We start from the raw sequence: 21,642 nt of genomic DNA, 5'->3' as shown, positions 1-21,642 counted from the left end.
GGGTCAGCCTAGGCCGTTCAACGGAAGACTCGCGTGCACTCGCCACTCTCCCTCGTGCGGCCCCGTCTTGGCCTTGCCACCCAGCAGCGCAGCCCGCTCCCGGATTCCCCGCAGCCCGCTCCCGCCGCCCTGCACAGCTGTCGAATCGGTGAGCGGATTGGTGACCTCCAACTCCAGTCGGCCGTGGGCGACAGTGATCCGTACACGGACGGGAACCGCTCCCGAATGACGCAGCACATTGGTGAGGGACTCCTGAAGGATGCGATACCCCTCGCGGGACACCGCGCCCGGAACCTGCTCCAGCGGACCTGACACGGCCGCGTCGATCTTCGCACCCGAACCGCGCGCCGAGTCCAGGAGCCGGTCCGCTTCCACGAGTGTCGGCCGCTGCCCCACTGGTGTGCCCGATTCGCGCAGCACCCGAAGAACCCGCTCCAGATCGTCGAGCGCGTCCCGGCCCGTCTCCTCGATCGCGGTCAGTGCCCGTTCGGTGAACTCGGGGTCGTGCACCGCCCGGGCCGCGCCGGCCTGCACGACCGCGACCGTCAACGCGTGTCCGATCGAGTCGTGCAGCTCGCGTGCGATGCGGTTGCGCTCCAGCAACTGCTCGGTACGTTCCTCCAGAGCGGTCAACCGCTGCACTGGCGAGGGACCGAGAAGCCGTTGGGCGCTCGCGTTGATCAAGTTGCCGCTGATCACGACGATGGCGAGCAGCACCAGGAGGGGCAGGGGGGCGAGCAAGACATACCACCAGTGCGGCTCCACCCCGCGGACCAGCCAGGCATTGCTCGGACCGTTGCCGAAAGCGGTGAGGACGAGGTCCACCGCAGTTGCCGACAGCCACACCGTCGCGTACCCCACGGGAACGGCGAGCACCATTCGTATCTCCAGCCACAACACGGTTCTCCAGCGATCACCCCAAGTGGCCGCACTGGTCGCGGAGATGGCGGCATCAGCTGTGCCTCGCTCTTCCGGGGCGAGCAGAAGCTGTGCCTGCACCCCCTCGGCGAGCCGCATACCGGGGACCAAGCCGACCGGTACGGCGAAGACCATGGGCGCCCATGGGGAATTTGGCGAGATGAACATCCACACGCTGTAGCCCGCACCCGGGATGAGGATATGCAGCCACCGGGTGTAGGTGACAGATGCGGCGAGCGGGCGCAGTAGGCGGAACATGCTGCCATCGTGTCAGTCCGCACGGGCGCGGCGGCTCCCCCGAGCGAGGGAGATGATCCCCACCCGCGGGGGAGGCGAGGCACCCGGCGTGGCCGCGAGGCTGAGGACATGACCAGCATCGACGTCCATGAGCTCACCAAGGCATACGGCACGACCCGTGCCGTGGACAACCTCACGTTCAGTGTGCGACCCGGGCGCGTCACCGGCTTTCTCGGCCCCAACGGCGCAGGCAAGTCCACCACCATGCGACTCGTTCTCGGCCTCGACCGGCCCACCGGCGGCAAGGCCACGATCGGCGGGCAGTTCTATGCCACGCTCGACGATCCGCTGCGTCGGGTGGGCGCCTTGCTGGACGCCCAGGCCGCCCATGGCTCGCGCACCGCGCGGAACCACCTGCTCGCCCTGGCGGTCAGTAACGGCCTCGGTGCGCGCAGAGTCGAGGAGGTCCTGGAGGAGGCGGGCCTCGGCGAGGTCGGCGGAGCCCGGATCAAGACCTTCTCACTCGGGATGCGACAGCGGCTGGGCATAGCGGCCGCCCTGCTGGGCGATCCGGAGGTCGTGATGCTGGACGAGCCGTCGAACGGCCTCGATCCGGAAGGCATCATCTGGATCCGGGAGCTGATGAAACGGCTCGCCCGCGAGGGACGCACAGTCCTGGTCTCCAGTCATCTGATGAACGAGACCTCGTCGTTCGCCGATCACCTCGTGATCCTCGGCCGGGGCCGACTCCTCGCCGACCTGCCGATGCAGGACTTCCTGGATTCCCGCAGCAGGCCCCGCGCACGGGTGCGCACCACCGAATCCACGCGGCTGCGCGATGTCCTGATCCGCAAGGGATACGACCCCGCGCGGGATGACGACGGCTGCTGGACCGTCGAGGGTGCGAGGGCCGGGGAGATCGGCGCGATAGCCGCCACCGAAGGCATTCCTGTCCTCGAACTCACCGACGAACAGGCCACGCTGGAACAGGCCTACCTCGACCTCACAGCAGACGCCACGGAATTCGCATCGGCGTCGACCTCATCCGCCAACCGTCAGGAGGCCTGACCATGTCGACCACCGCAGTGCTGCGTTCCGAGTGGATCAAGATCAGATCGGTCCGGTCCGTCGCGGGATCCTTGATAGCCGTCCTCGTCGTGACACTCGCCATCACCTTGCTCGCCTTCTCCACCGTCGGCCAGGCCGAGGCGAACAATGCCGATGCCGAGCCGGTCTTCGACGCCTTTTACGCACTGAACTTCGGCCAGATCGCGGCCATCAGCTTCGGGGCGACCGCGATCTCCTCCGAGTACCTCAACGGAGCTCTGCGGATTTCGCTCGCCGCTGTACCGCGCCGCAACCTCTTCTACGCTGCCAAGATCGGGCTCCTCGGGGCGCTGGCACTTGCCGTCGGCCTCGTCACCAGCTTCAGCGCTTTCCTCGTGGGACAGCTGTTCATGGGGAAGTACGCGATCGGCCTGGGCGAGCCGGGAGCTCTGCGGGCAGCCTTCGGGGGCGGGATATATCTGGCGCTGATGGCCCTGTTCGCGGCCGGATTGACAGTGGTGCTGCGCAGCGCGGTAGCTGTACTCAGCCTACTCATCCCGTTCGTGCTCATCGTCTCCTTCGTGGTCGGTGACGTCGCAGGTGGTGCCGCGCAATATCTGCCGGACCGGGCGGGACAGTTGGTGCTTCACCAGAACCCCGAAGGAAGCCTCGGACCGTGGGGCGGACTCGCGGTGACAGCGGCTTGGGCGGCAGCCGCACTCCTGGCAGGCTGGTGGGCGCTCCGGCGCAGGGACGCGTAGCCAGCTGTCACGATTTCCATACGGATCAGGACGGCTGAAAGCGCATCAAAGCTCATGGCAAGGAGCGGCTTGTCAGTGCTGGGCGGTTTACTGGCGGCATGACCACCGCACATCACCTCCGCCTCATCGACGAGATGCGCACCTCGGACTTTCCCACGGAGCGTATCCGGTCAGGCTCGGGAGTCAGCGGGCCCGGCTATCACACGGCATCCTTGCACGCCGATGTCGATCACTGGGACGACGACGCTGTGCGGCGGCTGGAGCACCGGGCGCAGTGCCTTGCAGAGCATGACGCATTGCTGACGCTGCTCACCGGTCGCTGGGGTGAGCCGCAGATGATCAGCCTCTGGAGTGCGCAGGAGCGGATGACCGCCGGTGAGGAGATACCGGAGGCATGGGCCGATACGGTTGCGGGCTGCGAGTTTCTTCAGCTCTGGAGCATCGAGGACCGATGGATCGCCATCGGTCTCTATCTGGAGGAGGAAGGACCGGGGTGTGAGCTGAATGTCGTGGTGACGGAGATCGACCCGCCGTGACATGAGCAGGCTGCTGTCGGCCGGACGGGCCCGGATCCGCCTCTGGTGGCGGTCGGTCCGGGGCTCGGACACCGTTCGCTGCGCGGCGGGCCGATTGCCCGCCGTCTACGACGGGTGCAGCCGGCCGGCGATTGGGCAGTGGGCCGGGCTGGTGGTTGGGGGTGGGGGCGGCGCTCGCCCGGCTCCTGGGCTCGGGTTGGCAGCGGCCGTGGTGCCGGGAACGGGTGATGGCCATCGGCGCCGAGCCCGGACCACGGTGCCGGTACGTGGCATTCGGCGCCGAGCCCGGATCATGACTGCCGGTACGCGGCCATGAGTGCCGAGCCATTGCGTAACTGTCGGGGAGTGTGTAGGCGCCGGGGCGTCAGGACTTGTCGGTGGGGACGGTGGCGTTGTTGTCGACGTGGGCGAGGAGGCGTCCGTACTCCTCCGCCATCGTCTGAGCGGTCCAGTGGGCGTTCAGACCGCTGGGGTTGGGCAGGGCCCAGACGCGGGCGCCGCCGATCGTGTGGTCCTGCGGACCGATCCGGGCGGTACGCCTGCCGAAGGCCGTGCGGTAGGCGGTGACCCCTACGACCGCCAGCCACCGTGGTCGCAGCAGTTCGACCTTGGCTGCCAGGAGCCGTCCGCCCTCGCGGAATTCCTCGGCGGACAGCTCGTCCGCCCGGGCGGTGGCCCGGGCGACCACATTGGTGATGCCAAGGCCGTAGCGAAGCAGTTCGGTCTGTTCGGCCGGCTTCAACTGCCTGGGCGTGAAGCCCGACCGATGGAGTACCGGCCAGAAGCGGTTGCCGGGGTGCGCGAAGTGGTGGCCCGTCGCCCCCGTCATCAGGCTCGGGTTGATACCGCAGAACAGCACACGCAGGCCGCCCGCGACCACATCGGGAACGGTGCGGTCGCGGGCGGCCTGGAGCTCTTCGGGCGTCATCCGGCTGGGGGCGTGGCCGTCAGAGGATGGAGCCCGGTGTGTACGCGGCGGCCTCGGGGTGCTGCTTGGCGATCTCCTCGATGCGGGAGATCAGCGCGGTGACCTGGTCGCCCGCGGCCCCGGTGAAGGAGAGCTTGTCGGCCATCAGAGCGTCGAGCTGGGCACGGTCGAGCGGGATGCGATCGTCGGCGGCCAGCTTGTCGAGCAGCTCGTTGCGTTCGGCGCCCTGCTCGCGCATGGCCAGGGCCGAGGCGACCGCGTTCTCCTTGATCGCCTCGTGGGCGACCTCACGGCCGACACCCGCGCGCACCGCGCCCATCAGGACCTTGGTAGTGGCGAGGAACGGGAGGTAGCGGTCCAGCTCACGGGCGACGACGGCCGGGAACGCCCCGAACTCGTCGAGCACGGTCAGGAAGGTCTCCAGCAGACCGTCGAACGCGAAGAAGGCGTCCGGCAGCGCCACCCGGCGGACCACGGAACAGGACACGTCGCCCTCGTTCCACTGGTCGCCGGCCAGCTCGCCGGTCATCGACGCGTAGCCGCGCAGGATCACCATCAGGCCGTTGACGCGCTCGCAGGATCGGGTGTTCATCTTGTGCGGCATCGCGGACGAGCCGACCTGACCCGGCTTGAAGCCCTCGGTCACCAGCTCGTGCCCGGCCATCAGGCGGATCGTCTTGGCGACCGACGAGGGCGCCGCGGCCAGCTGGACCAGCGCGGTCACCACGTCGTAGTCGAGCGAGCGCGGGTAGACCTGGCCGACCGATGTGAAGGCCTGGGCGAAACCGAGGTGCGCGGCGATCCGCTGTTCGAGGTCGGCGAGCTTCCCGGCGTCGCCGCCCAGCAGGTCGAGCATGTCCTGCGCCGTACCGACGGGGCCCTTGATGCCCCGCAGCGGGTAGCGGCCCAGCAGGTCCTCGAGCCGACCGTACGCCACCAGGAGCTCGTCGGCCGCGGTCGCGAAGCGCTTGCCGAGCGTGGTCGCCTGCGCGGCGACGTTGTGGGAGCGGCCGGCCATGACCAGCTCGCGGTACTCGCCCGCCAGCTTGCCGAGCCGGGCCAGCACAGCCACCGTGCGGTCGCGCATCAGCTCCAGAGAGAGCCGGATCTGGAGCTGCTCGACGTTCTCCGTGAGGTCCCGGGACGTCATGCCCTTGTGGACCTGCTCGTGGCCGGCGAGGGCGTTGAACTCCTCGATCCGGGCCTTGACGTCGTGCCGGGTGACCTTCTCGCGCTCGGCGATGGAGGCCAGGTCGACCTGGTCGATGACACGTTCGTAATCGGCGAGCGCGGCGTCCGGCACCTCGATCCCGAGGTCCTTCTGAGCGCGCAGCACCGCCAGCCACAGCTGGCGTTCCAGCTTCACCTTCTGCTCGGGGGACCAGAGGACGGCCAGCTCCGTGGAGGCATAGCGGCCGGCCAGGACATTGGGGATGCGAGGCTTCGCAGACACAGCAGTCACGTGTCCTGAGTTTACCTGTCGTCCTCGGCGGTTCGTGAGCGCCCACAAAATGGATAAGGTCCAGGTCAGAGGCTCCTGGACGGCGACGGCCTCGGCTGGCCCGCGGACCACCTGCGGCCCGGTCCGCCTCACCCGCCCGGCTCGGTGCGCCGGACGCACCGAGCACCCGGTCGAGTGCCGGGTCGACCTCGCCCACGTCGGCGGCGAGGGCGTCATGACCCACGATGCGGCGAACCGCTCCACCCTGCGGAGCTGGTGCAGTACCCGTACGGTCAGTGCGCCCGCCGGTACGTGGATCTCTACGTTGAGCCGTTCGGGTTCGCCCGGACACCGGCGTCGGCCGAGCCGTGCGCGCCGGCCGCGGCGCTCGTCGAGCACGCCGCGCAGCTGGTGGCCCTCGCTCGCCATCTCAGCACCCTGCGCGCGGCCGAGGGAATCAGGGAAGCGGACCGACGCGGTCGCCGCTCGCACGGCCGCGGCCGTGAGCGTCGTCCTCGCCGGTGTCGGATTCCGGTAGAGCGCGTGAGACGACGAAGCCCCGCCGGATATCCGGCGGGGCTTCGTGGCGCGGCGGGCTGCGACGGCGTGCAGCGTCCGGCGCGGGCACCGTTGCATTCCGGCTCTCCGCTTTTGAGCACGCGGAGCAACGATGTGGTGACGACACGTGTGGTGCGGCCGATGCGACGGCGTCTCCTCCCTCGCCGGCGTAGCGGCGGGCCGGTGGCCCGGCGACCGGCCCGCGCGCTGTGTCACGTCCCGAGAAGTCGGACCGGGGCCCTGCGCCACCGGTCACCGGCACCGAATGCGCCCCGCTACCCCGCTGCCAGGAGCGCCGACGGTGCTGGGAATCAACGGAGCCCGTAGTAGAGGGAGTTGTGTGCGGTGTCCGGCAGGTACAGCACATCGTTTCCGTCCGAGTCCCGCCGCACCGCGAGCCGGTCCGCGCTCACGCCCGGCGCGGCGGACTGCGCGGTCCAGGCCCCGTCCGCCGACTGCGTCGCGGCGAAGACCCGGTCGGTGCCGGAGCCGGTGACGTAGTAGATCCGCTTGGTGTCCGTCTCGTCCCAGGTGATGCCCAGTGCCGCGGCCGTCTGGCCACCGGCGTACACGGTCTTGCTGACCCAGTCGCTGCCGCTCGGGTAGGCGTAGTACACGCGGAAGTTGCCGCCGCTGTCGGTCGAGCGGTAGCGGTAGGCGACCTTCGGGGTGGAGCCGTCGAGGGTGAGCTTGGCGCTCTGCACCGCCGGACCCGTGTAGGTGTTGTCGCTGCTCCACACCTCATCCGCGGTGAGGTCCTGGATCACGTCGGACGTGCCGGGTGTCACCGGGGTGGTGGCGGCCGCGCCCGCGCTGTCCGCGAAGGCGCCCGTCGACGGGTCGTAGCGCAGGTAGGAGAGCTGGTGCCGGAACGCGCTCGACGGGGCCTTGGACCACTCGTACAGGATGTGCACGCGCCCGGCGGCGTCCACCGTCAGGTCGTCGGGGTACACGGCGCGGTTCAGCGCGCCGGCGAAGGTGGCGACCACGCTCCAGCGCGCGGCGGCGTTGTCCCAGCGGTACAGCTTGCCGGGACGCTGGTCGGTGCCGGCACCGACGCGGGCGGCCAGGAACAGATCGCCGTTCGGTGCGGTGGTCACAACCGGGTAGGTGATGCCCTCGCCCTGGTCGGGCAGTTCGGCCGCGTGGTCGGTGACGTCCCCGCCGGCGGCTTCGGTGCGGAAGTAACGCCAGGCGTTGGCGTGCATGGAGGCGAACACATGCAGGCGGCCGCTGCCGTCGCGCGCGACGGACGGCTGGTTGTGACCGTTGTCGTCGGCGAACTCGGCCTGCTGCCCGCTCTTGTCGAGCAGCGGCAGACGGCTCCAGACCCCGTCCGGGTCGCGCCGCGCGATGGCCGGGCGGTGCGTGGCGGCCGTCGAGCCGGGCTCGTTGAAGGCGAAGTACGTGTACTGACCGCGGCCCTTGTACGTGGCGACCGGCGTCCACCAGGCGGCCTGGTTCGACGAGTCCATCGTGTACGGAACCTTCTCGATCACCGTTGCCGCGGCTGCCGTGAGGTCCGCGCTGTCGGCCTGGGCGGCCGGGACGAGCGTGAGCAGGGCGGCCAGGGCCGCTGCCGAGGCGGCATACGCGCGTGCCGTGGGACGTCGCAAGGCGAACTCCTTCGCGGGCGTGATGGTGAGGCGGACGGGAGCGGCCCCGCAGGTCGGTCCACCGCTCTGCCGCGCCGGAAACTTACAACAGATCCCAGATCGTGAATAGAGATTGCGCAATGCGGATCTGAATTACGTGTTGGGGAAAAGGTGTGCAGCATGGCAAGGGCCCGGTGAAGGCTGTTCTGCCTTCACTGGGCCCCGACCGCCGCGCGCCGGCTCAGCGCTTGATGAGATCGGTGACCTCCTCGGCGGCCTTCTTCATCGCGTCCTTCGGCTTCGACTTGCCGACCAGGACGGCCTGGACCTGCTTGGCCACGGCTTCCTCGATCTGGGCGTTCTGCGCGAACTGCCAGAACGGGCTGCCGGTCGCCGTATCGGTGATCTTCTCGGTCCACTCGGTGGTGAAGGTGTCCTTCGCGACCTTCGGGTCGGCCAGGCCCGCCGTGGTGGACGGCGGCAGGGCGCGGGAGGCGAAGTACTCGGTGGTGGTGGCGAGGTCGGAGGTGGTGTGCAGCGCGAACTCCGTCGCCGCGTCCTGCCCCTTGCCCTTGACGATCGCGATCACACCGCCCCACAGCAGCGCCTGCGGTGTGTCACCGGAGCGCAGCACCGGCCGCTTCATCGGTTGCATCGCGTCGGCCAGCGTCTTGTCCTTGGACTGGGCCGCTGTCACGCCCTTGCCGACGATGGCGTCGTCGTAGAAGGCGGCCTTGCCCTGCCCGAACAGGGCACGCGCGTCGAAGCGGTCCACGTCCGCGGCGATCAGCTTCTCGTCGTGCAGCTTCTTGTACCAGGTGACCGCGTCGATGGAGGCGTCGTCGCCGATGGTCACCTTGCTGTCCTCCAGGAGCGTGCAGCCGAAGGTCTGCATCCACGGGAAGATGTCCTTGAGCTGCGCGACCTTGGTGGCCGCGGCGTAGGGCACGACACCGCCGCCGAGCCCCTTCAGCTCCCGCAGCGCGTCCTCGAACTCCTCGATGGTGGTGGGGTGCTTCTTGATGCCGGCCTTCTCCAGGAGCTTGGAGTTGGCGATCACGCCGATCGAGCCGGTGTTCCATGGCAGGCCGTACTGCTTGCCGTCGTACATGCCGCTGTCCAGCGCCACGTTCGTGTAGCCGCCCTTCAGGGCCACGGAATTGAGATCGGCGAGCTTGCCCATCTGCGCCACCGCGGCGAGCCAGGCGATGTCGAGGTGCACCGCGCCGGTCGTCTCCCCGCCACCGAGCTTGAGGGTGAGCTGGCTCAGGTACTCGTTGTACGGGTACGAGACCGCGCGGATCTTGGAGCCCTTGTCCTTCTCCCACGCCGCGATGATCTTCTCGATCGAGGGCTTGGCGGCCTCCTCGTTGAGCGACCAGGAGGTGAAGTCGAAGTTCTTGGACTTCGTGTCGCCGCCGTTGGAGGAGGTGCCGGCGCCGGACGGTGCGCAGGCGCCGAGCACGCCGGCGCCGGCCACACCGAGCGCGCCGATGCCGAACATGCGCAGTGCGCCGCGCCGGCTGATGCCAGAGGTGGTCATGGTGTCTCCATGGGGGAGTGGGCGGAAGGGGAAGTGCGTGGGGGAGGGTGCGGGCGGATCCCGCGGGCTCAGCTCTTGACCGAGCCGGCGGTCATGCCGCCGACGAGGTAGCGCTGCAGGAACATGAAGGCGACGACCACCGGCACGGAAACCACCAGCGAGGCGGCCATCAGCTCCGGCCAGGCGGTCTGGAACTCACCGATGTAGGTGGAGACGAGGCCGGGCGGCAGGGTCTGCTTCTCCTTGTCGGCCAGCGTCACAGCGAAGATGAAGTCGTTCCAGCCGCGGACGAAGGCGAACAGCCCCGCGGCGATCATTCCGGGCGCGGCCAGCGGCGCCACGATGGAGTGCAGCGTCCGCCACCGGGACGCGCCGTCGATGGACGCGGCCTCCAGCAGGGCATCCGGGATGGTGTCGAAGATGCCCTTCAGCATCCAGACGCACAGCGGCATCGTGAACGTGGTGAAGGACAGCACCAGGGCGGTGTACGTGTTCAGCAGGCCGAAGCTGGAGAACACGGCGTACAGCGTCACGAGCAGGAGCGCCTGGGGGAACATCTGGGAGGCCAGCACCAGGTGCATCAGCGACCGCCGCCCGCGGTAGCGGAACTTGGAGAACGAGTAGCCCATGTATGTGGCGACGACCACGCTCAGCACGGCGGTGATCGAGGCCACGATGAGGGAGTTGACCAGGTACTTGATCAGCTGGTCGTTCTCGGCGAGGGCTGTGAAGTTGCTGAAGGTGATCTCGGTGGGTATGAGCTTCGGCGGGAACTGGAAGGTCTGCTCGGGGCTGCTCAGGGCCGTGGCCAGCAGCCAGTAGACCGGCAGCAGGCCGAAGGCGCCGATCACCAGGATCGCGGTCCAGGCGGCGATGCGCGAGCGCAGCAGGTCCTTGCGTATCCGGCGCCGCGAGGTACGCCCGGCCGACGTGGCGGACGGCCTCAGCCGGTCGGTGCCGGACAGCGGGGTGGAGGTCGTGGAGGTCATCGGGCGTCGCCCTTCCGCTCGGTGATCCTGAGGTAGAAGGCGACCAGGATGAGCAGGAGCACCATCCACAGACCGCCCAGCGCGGTCGCCCGGCCGATGTCGAAGCCCTTGAAGGCGGTCTGGTACACGGCGGTCGCGAAGGTCTCGGTGGTGCCGGCCGGGCCGCCGCCGGTGAGCACGTAGATGGTGTCGAAGTGCTGGAAGTTCCAGATGAACTCCAGGAGCAGCACGATCGAGGCGACACCGCGGACCTGAGGCCAGGTGACGGCGAAGAAGCGCCGGATCGAGCCCGCCCCGTCCATCGAGGCCGCCTCGTGCAGTTCCTTGGGCACGGTCTGCAGACCGGCCAGGAGCATCACCATCATCCAGGGGAAGCTTGCCCAGGTCTTGGTGACGATGACGGCGAGCATGGCGGTGCCGGGCTGGCCGAGCCAGGAAATGGATTCCTCGATGATCCCGGCCTTCATGAGGATGCCGTTCAGCACGCCGTAGTTCGCGTTGAAGATCCACATCCACAGGAAGGAGACCACCACGCCCGGGATCACCCACGGGAAGAGGAACAGCCCGCGCAGGAATCCGCTGCCCTTCAGGCCCGAGTTCAGCGCCAGCGCGAGCGCGAAGCCGACCACGAAGGGGACGAGCGTCGCACCGACGGTGAAGATCAGCGTCTGCTTGAGGATCGTGAGGAAGTTGCCGTCCAGCCAGAAGGTGAAGTTGTCCAGGCCGACGAACTCCCGGCCCGGCAGTCGCAGATCCTGCTTGAAGAAGCCGGTGAACAGCGCGGACAGCAGCGGATAGATGATGATCGTCGCGAACAGGGCGAGCCCCGGTGCGGTCAGCAGCAGTGCGAACGCGCCGTTGGAGAGCCGTCCGCCGGTCCGCTCATGGCGTGGAGCGGCCTTCTGTGGAGGTGCGGCCGTACTCATGGGTGTGTCCTCTCGAACGGGGCGGGAGCAGTGATGCAGGGCGTGGCACGGGAGGCCGTGCGCAGACAGACGGATGTGACGCGGCCGGGCGTGAGTGGTGAGCCGCCTTGTCTACCGCTTCGGCCGAGGCCCTGTGTGAATGTCATGCATGCTCCGTTGAACGCAAGTTGCAGCATGCGGGATCGTTCTCCATATCGCGCGACGGCGTCAACCCTTTTGGTCGGCGAATCGCCGGTTCCGTACAAGACCGGCGAAGTTGCCGCACGTGCCATGAGCTTGGCTGTTGGCCCACGGCGGCGGTGTCGTCGGCTGCGCTCGAAACTTACAACACATCCCACTGGTGGAACAGTGGTTGCACAATATGCATGTGATGTACGTTCGAGGTCGCTCCGCTGCGGCGGAGAGCATCCGAGCATCACACCAAGGAGGCCGCACCGTGCGGGAAGAAGAGGTCCATTACGACATCGCCGTCATCGGCGGTGGCCTGGCGGGGACCTGCGCGGCCATCGCCGCGGCCCGGCTCGGCCGGCGCGTCGCCCTGGTCAACAACCGGCCCGTCCTGGGCGGCAACGCCAGCAGCGAGGTCCGCGTCTGGGTCTGCGGCGCCACGGCCCACGGCGTGCATCGCTGGGCCCGCGAGACCGGCATCATGGGCGAGCTGTACACCGAGAACCAGTACCGCAACCCCGAGGGGAACCCGTACTACTGGGACCAGGTGGTCCTCGACGCCGTCCGGGCCGAATCGGGCATCGACCTCTACCTCAACACCGACGTACGGGAGGTCGACGCGAGCGGCCCGGACGACGCACGCGAGGTGCACTCCTGCACCGGCTGGATGATGGGCTCCGAGCGGCGTATCACCTTCCACGCACGGCAGTTCCTCGACTGCACCGGTGACGGCCTGCTCGGCCACCTCGCAGGCGCCCACCACCGCATCGGCCGCGAGGCGCGCTCGGAGTTCGGCGAGCCATGGGCGCCCGAGGACGGGGACGAGGCGCTGCTCGGGTCGACGATCCTGTTCCACACCAAGGACACGGGCCGGCCTGTGAAGTTCGTGCCGCCCGCCTACGCCCGCGACCTCGCCACCACGCCCATCCTGCGCAACCGCGTGCTGCGCACCGGCGACAACGGCTGCGACTACTGGTGGATCGAGTGGGGCGGCGAGATGGACACCGTCCACGACAACGAGCGCATCCGCGACGAACTCCAGGCCGTGATCATGGGCATCTGGGACCACATCAAGAACTCCGGCGAGTTCCCGGACGCCGAGAACCTGACGCTGGAGTGGGTCGGCAGCCTCCCCGGCAAGCGCGAGTACCGCCGCTTCCTCGGTGACCACATGCTGACCCAGCAGGACATCCTCGAGCAGCGGCAGTTCGCCGACCGCGTAGCCTTCGGGGGCTGGTCCGTCGACCTCCACCCGGTGCAGGGCATGTACGCCGATGAGCCCGGCGCCCGCCAGCGCTACGCGGACGGCATCTTCCACATCCCGCTGCGCTCCCTGTACTCGGCGAACGTCACGAACCTCCTGTTCGCCGGGCGCAACATCTCCGCCACCCACATCGCCTTCGGCGCCACCCGCGTCATGGCCACCTGCGCCACGCTCGGCGAGGCCGCGGGCACGGCCGCCGCGCTCTGCGTCGCAGAGGGCCTCAGCCCGCGCGAACTCGCCGCCAACCACCCCGAGCTGGTGCGTCGCACCCTGCTGCGGCAGGACGCCTCGGTCATCGGCCTGTACGACGACGACCCCGACAACCTGGCGCGCACGGCCCGCGTCAGCGCCTCCTCGAACCTGAGCCGCCTGGCCGCCGAGCCCACGTCGGCCGCGCCCGGCGAGCCGTACCCGCTCACCCGCGATCTTGCGCTGCTGCTTCCGGTGGACCCGGCACTCGACACGGTCGACCTGCTCGTCCACGGCGCCGAGGGTGAGCGGCCGAGCGAACTCACCGTGGAACTGTGGAGCACCGGCCGCCCCGAGAACGCGGTACCCGTCGACCACCTGCTCACCACCACGGTGACCGTGCCGACCGGTGGCCCCCACTGGGTCACGGCCCGCTTCGACCACCGCCCGGACACCCCGGAGAACGTCGTACTGATCGTGCGCGCCTGCCCGGGCGCGGCGCTGGTCCTCGTCCCCGAGCGCACCGACGGCGTCCTCGCACTGCGCAGCAGGGCCGAAGGTGACGCGGCCGTCGACCACGACATCCCGGAGGAGGAAGGCCAGCTGGTCCTGGAGTGGCAGGCCCGCGGCCTGCGCCGCCGAACCTTCGGCTTCCGTGCGACCCCGGACACCGCCGCGTTCCGGCCCGAGCGGGCCGTCGGCGGATTCCAGCGCGCCTACGGGGGCCCGCAGATGTGGTCGTCCGATCTGCTGCCCGACCCGGACCGAGCCACGCAGTGGCTGCGCCTCGACTGGGGCATGGGGCAGCGACTCACCGAAGCGCGCGTGGTGTTCGACGACGACGTCGACGAGTACCTCAACAACCTGCACCGCCACCGCACCCCGTTCGAGGTCATGCCGGAACTGGTCCGCGACTACCGTATCCAGAGCCGCGAGCCCGACGGCACCTGGCACACGCTGCTGACGGTGACGGGCAACCGCCGCCGCCACCGTGTGCACGATCTGAAGGGTGCGGACGGCGGGGTCGTGCACACCGACGCGCTGCGGCTCGTGGTGGACGCGACGCACGGGGCGCGGCATGCGCACGTGATCGCGTTCAAGGCGTACGGCGCGTAGCCACGTGGCGAAGGGGCCCGGTGAAGGTCGAACGACCTTCACCGGGCCCCTTCGCCACGTGATTCAGAGGGCGCCGAGTGCTTGGCTGATGGCGTCGGCGGCTTCGATGACCTCGCGGGTGAGGGCGAGGCGCTGCCCTTCGACTTCGGCGTGGTTGCCGAGGAGGGAGGTGGGGCCCCACAGCGAGATGGCGGCGACGACGTCACCCGAGGCGTCGCGGACGGGCGCGGCGAGGGAAGCACGGCCCAGGGCGCGTTCTTCGGCTTCGATGGCGTAGCCGGTGCGGCGGACGGTGTCGATCTCGGTGTCGAGGAGGTCGTGGCTGGTGGTCGTGTAGTCGGTGTGCGCCGTGAGCGGTTCGGGAAGCAGCTTGCGGCGCTCCTTGGGCGTGAGGCCGGTGAGGAGGCATTTGCCGATGCTGGTGGCGTGCAGCGGGGCGGTGTGTCCGGCCTGCGTGTAGGACTTGGGGGTGCGGGTTCCCTCGAAATTGCACAGGAACATCAGCTCGGTGTCGCGGCGGACGGCGACGTTGGCTCCGAGTCCGGTGCGGGTGGCAAGGTCCTGGAGGACCATGCGGGCGGCGCGGTGGACGGGGTGGCGATTGGTGGCGGTGGCGGCGAGCGGGAGGATGCCGAGGCTGAGGCGGTAGAGGTTGCTGACGGGGTCGCGTTCCACCATGTCGAGGCGCTCGAGGGTGGACAGGAGGCGGGAGGTTGTGGAGGAGCCCAGTCCGGTGAGTTCGGCGACGTCGGAGACGCGCAGTTCCGGACGTCCGGAGTCGAGTGCGCGCAGCACCGAGACCGCTCGTTCGACGCTCTGGTTCGTCCCGACGTCGGTCGCCCGCGTAGCCATGACCCTCCTCATTTTGCAAACGGCTTGCACAATCTGCATCAGCATATCGCGTCGATCTGAGGGCTGTTCTTGAAATCCGTCGGCTCTCGGCCGGAATGTATACGGCTCATTCACCGTGCTGCACGGGGCATCGGTGGGTGGATGTCATCCGCGTGAAGGGAAGCGCATGGCAGGACGGACGCCTTCGCCGATGCCACCGGCGTGCGCCACTGCTTCGTCGCCTTGGTCCGGGAAGTGGGCTCCGCGAGTGGTAACACCATCGCAAGCCGGATGAACCTTGAAGGCCTCGCGAATATGTGAAGCCTCCGGCGAAGACATCCGGCGCCGCGGTCCGGTTTGTGGGGTGCTACGGGAGCGGATCCGGGTCGACCCGCCGCCACGTCGCCACGGGGCCGGGGTCGCGGGCGTCCGCGGGGGTGACCCAGAACGCACTCCCCAGCTCGGCGCTGTACTGGGCGCCCGTCCTTCCGTCTCCGGAGGAGCGACCGGTCAGCCGACGACCGATCCACGGCATCAGATGCTCGCGTGCGAAGCGGACGTCGTCGACGCGTCGGCGGGCCCACCCGTGGGGTACGGCGGTCGGCAGCGGTGTCCGCCAGTCGTTCTCCGGAGGCAGCCCCAGCGTCTGCCAGACCGCCTCGGCCACCCTGTTGTGTCCGTCGGCCGTCAGATGCAGCCGGTCGACGTCCCACAACCGGGGATCGCCCAGCGCCGGTGCGCCGTACAGATCGACGACCACCGCTCCGTGCCGGGCCGCCAAGTCGTCGATCAGCGAGAACAGCTCTTCCATCCGCGGACGGAAACGCTCCATCACCGGGCCGTTGCGCCCCGGGCTCCGCATGAGCACGAGCCTCTTGCACGAGGGTGCGAGACGTTCCACGGCCTCTTCGAGCCGTCCGCGGACCATACCCATGTCGCACTTGGGCCGCAGTGTGTCGTTGAGTCCGCCGACGAGTGTGACGACATCCGCCCGCATGGCTACGGCCGCATCGACCTGCGCGTCCACGATCTGGCCGATCAGCTTGCCCCGTACGGCGAGATTCGCGTAGCGGAATCCCGGCGTGCGGGCGGCGAGCCGTCCGGCGAGGACATCGGCCCAGCCGCGGTACGAACCGTCGGGCAGCAGATCCGACATGCCCTCGGTGAACGAGTCGCCGACCGCGACGAGACTGCTGTAGGAGGCATTTATTTCCATGGCGACGCGATCGTATCGCGATGGGCCCGGCCCCTTCCGGGGTGCGGCCCCGGGGCGCGGCCGGTATCCGTACCCCGCCCCGGGCATCCGTGTCAGCGTGCCTTCGGGCGCCCCACCAGTTCGCGGAGCACGTCCTCCATGGTGACCATCCCGGCCAGCCGATCGTCCTCGTCGAGAACCGCCGCCAGGTGCGTACGGCTGCGCCGCAGCGCGGTCAGGACATCGTCGAGCGGTGTGTCGGCCCGGACCCGGGCGATGGGGCGCATCGCGGTCACCGGGAAGGGCACATTGCGCGGCGTGGCATCGAGGGCGTCCTTCACATGGAGGTAACCCAGGATCCTCTCCTCGCCGTCCATCACCGGGAAGCGGGAGAAGCCGGTCTCGTTCGAAAGCCGTTCCAGCTGTTCCGGTGTGGTCCCGATCCTGGCGTACATGACCCGGTCCACTGGCATCACCACATCACGCACCGGGCGACGGCCCAGCTCAAGGGCGTGGCGCAGTCGCTCGGCCGAGCGGTCGTCGACCAGACCGGCGTCGCCCGCGTCCGTCACCAGCCGGGCCAGTTCGTCGTCGGAGAACGTGGCGGCCACCTCGTTCTTCGTCTCGACCCGCAGGATCTTGAGCAGCGCGTTGGCGAAGGCGTTGATCGCGAAGATCACCGGGCGCAGCGCCCTGGCGAGGGCCACCAGCGGCGGTCCGAGCAGCAGCGCGGCGCGTACGGGCTCGGCCAGGGCGATGTTCTTCGGCACCATTTCACCGAGGAGCATGTGCAGATACGTCGCCACGGACAGCGCGATCACGAACGAGATCGGATGGATCAGTCCGTGCGGCACACCCACCGCGTCGAAGACGGGCTCCAGCAGATGCGCGAAGGCCGGCTCGGCGACGATACCGAGCACCAGCGTGCAGAGGGTGATGCCGAGCTGTGCCGCCGCGAGCAGCGCCGATACGTGTTCGAGGCCCCAGATGACGCTTCGCGCCCGCCGGTTCCCGGCCTCGGCATCGGACTCGATCTGGCTGCGGCGTACGGAGATCAGCGCGAACTCCGCACCGACGAAGAAGGCATTGACGACCAGGGTCATCAGTCCGATGAAGAGCTGGACGGCGATCATCGTGCGTCCTCCGTCTGCTCGTCGTCGCCGGGCAGCGGCGCGTGCAGCAGGGCCCGCGCGGCGCGGCGTCCGGATGCGTCGACCACATCGATCCGCCAGCCCGCCAGCTCGACCGCATCGCCCACGGCCGGGATGCGGCCGACCTCGGTGGCGATGAGCCCGGCGAGTGTCTCGTACGGTCCGTCCGGCACGCGCAGTCCGATCGTCTTCAGCTGGTCCACGCGCGCGGCGCCGTCGGCCGACCACAGGGTCCGTCCGTCGGCGTCCTCGCCGGCCGGAGCGAGGTCTGCGGTCTCGTGCGGGTCGTGCTCGTCGCGCACCTCGCCGACCACCTCCTCGACGATGTCCTCCAGCGTCACGACTCCGGCCGTGCCGCCGTACTCGTCGATGACGACGGCCATGGCGATCTTGCCGGACAACCGGTCCAGGAGCCGGTCCACCGTGAGGGTCTCCGGTACGAGCAGGGGTTCGCGCAGCATCTCCGAGACGCGTGTACGGGACCGCTGCTCGGCGGGGATGGCCAGCACGTCCTTGATGTGCGCCACGCCGACGACGGTGTCCAGGCTGCCGAGGTAGACAGGGAAACGGGACAGGCCCGTCGCCCGGGTGGCGTTGGCGACGTCCTCGGCTGTCGCCTGCGCCTCCAGCGCGGTGACCTGGACCCGGGGGGTCATCACGTTCTCAGCCGTCAGTTCCGTCAGATTCAGCGTGCGGACGAACAGCTCCGCCGTGTCCGCCTCCAGCGCACCTTCCTTCGCACTGTGCCGGGCCAGCGCCGCCAGCTCCTGCGGGCTGCGCGCGGAGGCCAGTTCCTCGGCCGGTTCCAGACCGAAGCGGCGCACGATCCGGTTGGCGGTGTTGTTGAGGTGGCTGATGAAGGGCCGGAAAACGGCGGTGAAGGCCCGCTGCGGCGTGGCCACGGTCTTCGCGACGGCGAGCGGGGAGGAGATCGCCCAGTTCTTCGGGACCAGTTCACCGACGATCATCAGGAACACGGTGGACAGCGCGGTTCCCAGGACGAGGGCCACCGAGGACGCCGCGCTCGGGGGCAGGCCCATGGCTTCCATCGGACCGCGGATCAGTTTCGCGATGGACGGTTCGGAGAGCATGCCGACCACCAGATTGGTGACGGTGATGCCGAGCTGAGCGCCGGAGAGCTGGAAGGTGAGGCTGCGTACGGCCTTCATGGCGCTCGCCGCGCCCCGCTCGCCCCGCTCGACGGCGCGTTCGAGCTGTCCGCGCTCGACCGTCGTCAGAGAGAACTCGGCCGCGACGAAGGCGCCGCAGGCCAGCGAGAGCAGTACTGCCACGAGCAGTAGAAGCACTTCGGTCATCGGTTCACCTCCGTCCCATGATCGGGCAGGGTCAGGAGGATCGCTCGGTGCCGGCGGTGCCGACTACTGGGAGGCTCGCCCATGGGCGGACGCTCACACCTTTCGGAAGGATCGGAACAGGAGGAGAACCATAGTAAAGGATCGGCAAAGCCGGTCGATCGCTCGGAGGTCTCATCGGTCCGTGAGCGGCTTCACCCAGCGCCGCCAGTGATCCTCGCGGTGGTAGCCCCCTGCGGCCCAGGTGTGGTGTGCCCGTTCGTTGGCTTCCAGGACCATGGCGTCGACCCGTCGCCCACCCAGGGTGAGGAATCGCTGTTCCGCCGCTTCTATCAAGGCGGTGGCGATACCTTGCCGGCGGCAGTCGGGGTGCACGGCCAGCCGGTAGGCGGAGCACCGCCAGCCGTCGAAACCGGCTATGACGGTTCCCACGAGGCGACCGTCGCGTTCCGCCAGCAGCAGGGCTTCGGGGTCTCTCGAAATCAGCCGGGCCACGCCGTCGTGGTCGTCGCTGATGCTCGTTCCCTCTGCGGCCTCGCGCCAGAAGCGCAACACGGTGTCGACGTCGGGGAGGCCGGCGCAGCGTATGGGGAGATCACTCATGGGACGAGCCAAGCAGAGCGCCGATCCGTTCGGCGAACGATTTCGGCGCCGGACAGTGGCTCGGTGACTCCGTGGCTCAGTAGGCGGAGTTGACGTTGTCGATGGATCCGTAGCGGTCGGCGGCGTAGTTGGCGGCCGCGGTGATGTTGGCGACGGGGTCGGTGAGGCTCTTGGCGGTGCCGTTGACGTGGTAGGCGTTGAAGGTCGGCTCGATGACCTGGAGCAGGCCCTTGGAGGGGGTGCCCTTCTGTGCGTTGACGTCCCAGCCGTTCTGGGCGTTGGGGTTGCCGCTGGACTCGCGCATGATGTTGCGGTGCAGGCCCTCGTAGGTGCCGGGGATGCCCTTGGCCTTCATGACGGCGAGGGATTCCTTGATCCAGCCGTCGAGGTTGTTGGCGTAGCCGCTGTTGCCCTGCTGGGTGTCGCCGGTGGTGGCGGTCTTGGCCGCGGGGGTGGTGGGCTGCTTGGTCTCGGCGGCGTGTGCGGAGGTCGAGGTGAGGGTGAGGGCGGCTGCCGCGGCGGCGGTGGTGGCCAGTGCGGTGAGGGACAGGGTGCGCAGGCGGCTGGTGCGGTTCAGGGTGTGGGTGGTCATGCGGAAGTGACTCTCCTTGGTGTGGGGTGTGCCGTCCGGTGTGGGTGGCGGCGTGCGGGGCGGGGCCCTGCGTGGTCCGGCGGGGGTCCGTCCGGGCCGGTCGCGGTGTCCCGCAACGAGAGCCATGGTTAGCGGTGGCCGGGGCGGGGGTCAATGATGTGACGTACTACCCGAATACGGAGCAATGTCCGAAATGAGACGCTCTGGGCCGTTTCTATGTCGTTCGGGCGGCCCTATATTTCTACTATCCGGCCTAGGATGTGACGTGGCCCCTATGGGTGGCATCACATCCACAGGGCCATTTCGAGGGCTTCGACGGGGCGTTCCGTGCGCGGCGAACCGTGCACCCGGCGCCGGTGGACTCCTCTTGCCGGTGCTAGCGCACGCGCGCTAGCGTGTTGCCGTGCCCAAGACTCAGCTGAACGTGAGAGTGGACGAGGCCACCGCCGAGGCCGCGCGACAGCGCGCGCTGCAGAGGGGGATGAGCGTGAACCGCTACATAGAGGAGCTCGTGAGGCAGGATGCCGGCGAGGTCGGACACACCTTCGTCGAAGCCGCGGCCGACTTCATGAAGCAGTACGAGTCGGTGTTCGCCGAGGAGTTCGGCCCGGAGCGCAAAGGCACGCGTTGAACCTCCAGATCGACCTTTCCTGGCTGCTCATGGTGGCCGAGCACAAGACCCCCGGCGATCCGCAGGTGGTCGACTGGGGTGCGCTCGTGGCTGCCGTGGCCCGTCATGAGGCCGAGATCTTCGGCAGCCCCGTCTACAGCGACCCGCATTCCCGGGCCGCTGCCCTCCTGCAGTTGCTGCTCCATGTCCCCGCGCTCGAACACTCCAACGCGATGTTCTCCTCGGCCGTCGCGTACGGATATCTCGTCGCCTCCGGACTCAAGGTCACCACCTCGCCCGAGCAGGTGCGCGACTTGGCCCGGCTGGTGAAGGAGGGCAAGGCAGACGTCCGGGCCATCGCCGACGAGCTCCGCCAGTGGAGTCTGTGACGGCCCCGGCACGCGAGGCAGGGCCGAGGCGTCAGTCCAGCACGGCCGGCCGCCTCGCCACCCCCAGCACGCATGCCGACGTGGGCAGCCGGACCCCCCACTCCGGCATCCTGACCCGGCGGTAGGTCTCCACCACGAATCCGGCCCTCTCGATGGCGGCCAGGGTGTCGCGCGCCGTATGACACCCGCCCGTGACCAGCGGCCAGATCGTACGGTCCAGTGCCCGCTGCGTTGCCGCCATGGCCCGGTCGTCGGCCCGCACATGCTCGAAGAACCGCAGCTCACCCCCGGGCCGCAGCACCCGCACGATCTCCGCGAGCGAACGCTCCACATTCCGTACCGTGCACAGCACCAGCGAGGCGACGGCCCCGTCGAACGCCTCGTTCTTCACCGGCAGCGCCTCCGCCGCACCCGGCACCACATCCACCGGGATTCCGGCACGCAGCGCCGACCGCACCGCCAACTGCCGCAGGCTGCGCTCGGGTTCGATGGCCACCACCTCCGACACCGCGGGCGGGTAGTGCGCGAAGTTCAGGCCATTGCCCGCACCTATCTCGATGACCCGGCCCGACAGGCCCGCCAGCAGCTCCGAGCGCACCGCGCCCAGTCCGGCCTTGGTCTCCGCGGCCACGCTCATCCGGGCGTAGAACCGGGCGAAGACGGGGTGGTGCACCGCGTCATCCGGGATTCTCGTGCTGCGCAGACGCATGACGGACCTCCTCGTCCGGGCGCTCGGGCAGAA

20 protein-coding genes are annotated in these 21,642 nt (G+C 69.0%); 6 read left to right on the top strand and 14 right to left on the bottom strand.

Translation table 11 applies throughout. From position 1 onward, the window contains the following. Nucleotides 1–3 precede the first annotated feature (3 nt). Nucleotides 4–1,176 (bottom strand): sensor histidine kinase, encoded by a 1,173-nt coding sequence (locus tag OG978_RS06690; RefSeq protein ID WP_326764300.1) that lies wholly within the window; start codon nt 1,174–1,176, stop codon nt 4–6. 108 nt (nt 1,177–1,284) lie between these two features. On the opposite strand from OG978_RS06690, the gene OG978_RS06685 reads away from it, so the two are divergent. From OG978_RS06685 to OG978_RS06675, 3 genes are all read left to right on the top strand, one after another. Then, entirely contained in the window at nt 1,285–2,223 is a 939-nt protein-coding gene (locus OG978_RS06685) for an ATP-binding cassette domain-containing protein (protein WP_326764299.1), read from the top strand. Nucleotides 2,224–2,225: 2 nt separating this feature from the next. After that, nucleotides 2,226–2,963, top strand: a complete 738-nt coding sequence (locus OG978_RS06680) for an ABC transporter permease (RefSeq protein ID WP_326764298.1) — start codon at nt 2,226–2,228, stop codon at nt 2,961–2,963. A 98-nt stretch (nt 2,964–3,061) separates the two neighbouring features. Continuing rightward, nucleotides 3,062–3,499: a hypothetical protein gene (locus tag OG978_RS06675; protein ID WP_326764297.1), complete on the top strand. Its 438-nt coding sequence runs from the start codon at nt 3,062–3,064 to the stop codon at nt 3,497–3,499. A 364-nt stretch (nt 3,500–3,863) separates the two neighbouring features. Here OG978_RS06675 and mug read toward each other — a convergent pair whose 3' ends face one another. The 6 genes from mug to OG978_RS06645 form a co-directional block, all read right to left on the bottom strand. Further along, nucleotides 3,864–4,427: a G/U mismatch-specific DNA glycosylase gene (gene mug / locus OG978_RS06670; RefSeq protein WP_326764296.1), complete on the bottom strand. Its 564-nt coding sequence runs from the start codon at nt 4,425–4,427 to the stop codon at nt 3,864–3,866. 19 nt (nt 4,428–4,446) lie between these two features. After that, a complete protein-coding gene (gene purB, locus OG978_RS06665) occupies nt 4,447–5,889 on the bottom strand; it encodes an adenylosuccinate lyase (protein WP_326764295.1) in 1,443 nt (480 codons plus the stop codon). An 848-nt stretch (nt 5,890–6,737) separates the two neighbouring features. After that, a complete protein-coding gene (locus OG978_RS06660; protein ID WP_326764294.1) occupies nt 6,738–8,042 on the bottom strand; it encodes a BNR-4 repeat-containing protein in 1,305 nt (434 codons plus the stop codon). Between the two features lie 220 nt (nt 8,043–8,262). Next, the gene (locus OG978_RS06655) at nt 8,263–9,564 is read right to left on the bottom strand and encodes a sugar ABC transporter substrate-binding protein (protein ID WP_326764293.1); all 1,302 of its coding nucleotides are present in this window, start codon (nt 9,562–9,564) and stop codon (nt 8,263–8,265) included. Between the two features lie 68 nt (nt 9,565–9,632). Next, nucleotides 9,633–10,553: a carbohydrate ABC transporter permease gene (locus OG978_RS06650; protein ID WP_326764292.1), complete on the bottom strand. Its 921-nt coding sequence runs from the start codon at nt 10,551–10,553 to the stop codon at nt 9,633–9,635. Beyond that, on the bottom strand, nt 10,550–11,479 hold the full coding sequence (locus OG978_RS06645) for a carbohydrate ABC transporter permease (RefSeq protein WP_326764291.1): 930 nt from the start codon (nt 11,477–11,479) through the stop codon (nt 10,550–10,552). The genes OG978_RS06650 and OG978_RS06645 overlap by 4 nt, the downstream gene beginning before the upstream one ends. Nucleotides 11,480–11,915: 436 nt before the next feature. On the opposite strand from OG978_RS06645, the gene OG978_RS06640 reads away from it, so the two are divergent. Continuing rightward, nucleotides 11,916–14,216: an FAD-dependent oxidoreductase gene (locus tag OG978_RS06640; RefSeq protein WP_326764290.1), complete on the top strand. Its 2,301-nt coding sequence runs from the start codon at nt 11,916–11,918 to the stop codon at nt 14,214–14,216. 63 nt (nt 14,217–14,279) lie between these two features. Here OG978_RS06640 and OG978_RS06635 read toward each other — a convergent pair whose 3' ends face one another. The 6 genes from OG978_RS06635 to OG978_RS06610 all read right to left on the bottom strand — a co-directional run bounded on the left by OG978_RS06635 (nt 14,280) and on the right by OG978_RS06610 (nt 19,901). After that, entirely contained in the window at nt 14,280–15,068 is a 789-nt protein-coding gene (locus tag OG978_RS06635; protein ID WP_326764289.1) for an IclR family transcriptional regulator, read from the bottom strand. 346 nt (nt 15,069–15,414) lie between these two features. Then, entirely contained in the window at nt 15,415–16,263 is an 849-nt protein-coding gene (locus OG978_RS06630; RefSeq protein ID WP_326764288.1) for an SGNH/GDSL hydrolase family protein, read from the bottom strand. A gap of 92 nt (nt 16,264–16,355) precedes the next feature. Then, the gene (locus tag OG978_RS06625) at nt 16,356–17,375 is read right to left on the bottom strand and encodes a hemolysin family protein (protein WP_326764287.1); all 1,020 of its coding nucleotides are present in this window, start codon (nt 17,373–17,375) and stop codon (nt 16,356–16,358) included. Then, the gene (locus OG978_RS06620) at nt 17,372–18,709 is read right to left on the bottom strand and encodes a hemolysin family protein (protein ID WP_326764286.1); all 1,338 of its coding nucleotides are present in this window, start codon (nt 18,707–18,709) and stop codon (nt 17,372–17,374) included. The genes OG978_RS06625 and OG978_RS06620 overlap by 4 nt, the downstream gene beginning before the upstream one ends. A 171-nt stretch (nt 18,710–18,880) precedes the next feature. Further along, nucleotides 18,881–19,309 (bottom strand): GNAT family N-acetyltransferase, encoded by a 429-nt coding sequence (locus OG978_RS06615; protein WP_326764285.1) that lies wholly within the window; start codon nt 19,307–19,309, stop codon nt 18,881–18,883. Nucleotides 19,310–19,385: 76 nt separating this feature from the next. Beyond that, nucleotides 19,386–19,901, bottom strand: coding sequence for a transglycosylase SLT domain-containing protein (locus OG978_RS06610; protein ID WP_326764284.1), 516 nt, complete (start codon nt 19,899–19,901; stop codon nt 19,386–19,388). A gap of 403 nt (nt 19,902–20,304) precedes the next feature. Here OG978_RS06610 and OG978_RS06605 point away from each other — a divergent pair, with 403 nt between their 5' ends. Together OG978_RS06605 and OG978_RS06600 are read left to right on the top strand one after the other, a co-directional pair. Then, nucleotides 20,305–20,532, top strand: coding sequence for an antitoxin (locus OG978_RS06605; protein ID WP_093551072.1), 228 nt, complete (start codon nt 20,305–20,307; stop codon nt 20,530–20,532). After that, complete coding sequence (locus OG978_RS06600) at nt 20,529–20,900, top strand: fic family toxin-antitoxin system, toxin component (RefSeq protein ID WP_326764283.1); 372 nt, start codon at nt 20,529–20,531, stop codon at nt 20,898–20,900. Before OG978_RS06605 ends, OG978_RS06600 begins: the two co-directional genes overlap by 4 nt. 31 nt (nt 20,901–20,931) lie before the next feature. On the opposite strand, the gene OG978_RS06595 is transcribed toward OG978_RS06600, so the two are convergent. Beyond that, nucleotides 20,932–21,609 carry a class I SAM-dependent methyltransferase gene (locus tag OG978_RS06595; protein ID WP_326764282.1) on the bottom strand — a complete coding sequence of 226 codons (678 nt, stop codon included), beginning with the start codon at nt 21,607–21,609 and terminating at the stop codon, nt 20,932–20,934. Nucleotides 21,610–21,642: the final 33 nt, after the last annotated feature.

The sequence above is a fragment of the Streptomyces sp. NBC_01591 genome (genome assembly GCF_035918155.1).
Classification (GTDB): Bacteria; Actinomycetota; Actinomycetes; order Streptomycetales; family Streptomycetaceae; genus Streptomyces.
This window is presented reverse-complemented; position numbering and strand designations above follow the sequence as displayed.